This window comes from Variovorax sp. 10L421 (assembly GCF_056395365.1).
Map to the genome: position 1 here is coordinate 1 of NZ_JBFTJJ010000067.1, position 1,425 is coordinate 1,425.

General features: G+C 58.7%; 2 protein-coding genes. Both read right to left on the reverse strand.

Annotation, left to right across the window (positions count from 1 at the left end; all coding sequences use genetic code 11):
* Positions 1-318 (reverse strand): hypothetical protein (locus tag AC1DFC_RS29745; RefSeq protein ID WP_478180584.1); only part of this gene is annotated, 318 nt, incomplete at its 3' end.
* 334 nt (positions 319-652) lie between these two features.
* Positions 653-1,425, reverse strand: a 773-nt coding sequence (locus AC1DFC_RS29750) for an RHS repeat domain-containing protein (RefSeq protein WP_478180585.1), incomplete at its 5' end; no start/stop codon positions are given.

Here is a 1,425-nt window from a genome sequence, read left to right on the forward strand (position 1 = left end):
CGGCCGTTGCGGTCGTAGGCGAAGCCCGTTGCGGTCGTAGGCGAAGCGCTCGGTCTGGTCACCGGCCTGGCGCTCGCTCAGGCGGCCCAGGGGGTCGAATTCGAGCCGGGTGCTGTGGCCGGCTTCGATGACTTCGGCCAGCACGCCGCTGGCTTCGTCGTAGCGGTACTGCGTGGCCTTGCGGTCGAAGCCGGTTTCCTCGAGCAGCCTGCCGACCGGGTCGTAGCGGAAGTCGTAGCGGCTGCCGTTCTCGTTGTGCAGTTCGTGGAGGCGCCCCAGCAGGTCCCAGTGGTACGCGTTTGATTCCAAATCGATCACAGCGATCTAGCGGAGTACTTCGCCGTCGACACCATCGGAAACATCACATCTAGTCATCAACCGTCTAAATATTTGACAACCGTGCTTCACCAAATTTTTAGACTGGGCGAGCAAAACCCACGAACTATGTCCAATAGCTCGAGTATTGCGTCCTCTCTGGATTCGACGGTCACAGAGTTCCTAAGTTGTTCTAGCTCGTGTGCAACCTCGTCTGCGGTTAGTCCCTTTTTCTTGTACTGACTGAGCAGCCCGTGGAGTTGCATGAAGTCGGCGCCTCTCTCTAGTTGACATGCAACTTCTTTTTGAATTTCCTGGGAGGGGAATGCATCGTGTGTCATGGCTTTCTCCATCTTGTCTTCGTTCGCTCTAGGGCGGCTTGGTATTCGCCGGCTGGCATCGTGCGGCTGGGCTGAATAGTTCCGTGCGTTGGGCAGTCCTGCACATACCGCAAGTCCGGCCCAAGATTTTCTGAGTTGATGCCCCACACCTCGTCTTTGCCTGTTCCTCCAAGACTTGCTGGCCGGCGATGGCTAGGCAGATTCCCCGGCGTATGCGGAGCGACTGATATACCACCGGTGTTGGGATGAACGTTTCCGTGCTCATCAGCAGATAGATCGCCTGGAATACGCGCCCCCAAGCCTCTTGCAGTAGGTTCAGGTAGTGGCAATCCATCTGCTCCCGTTTTCATCGATCTGTAAAGCGAGCAGCTTGCAAGCCCCCACGGATCGATCCACTCTGTCGGACTCGGCGCATACAACTGAAGGTTCAAGCCTCCCAGCAACTTGATTGGATCCTTCGATACAAACCTCCCACTCACCGGGTCGTAATACCGATACCGGTTGTAGTGCAGCCCCGTCTCGTCGTCAAAGTACTGCCCCTGGAACCGGATCGGATTCCTGAACCCCGCCTTGCGTCCCGCCTCGCTGATCGCCTGCCTGGCTTCGCCCCAGGCCTTGTAGCCGGCCGACCAGGCGATGCGCCCCTCGTGGTCCGTCAGCTCCTGCGGCGTGCCCAGGTGGTCGCACTGGTAGAACGCGATCTCTTCCTTCGCGAACGGGGCAGGCGTGTTGAGTTGCTCCCCGTTCCACAGCGGATCCTGCTCGATGT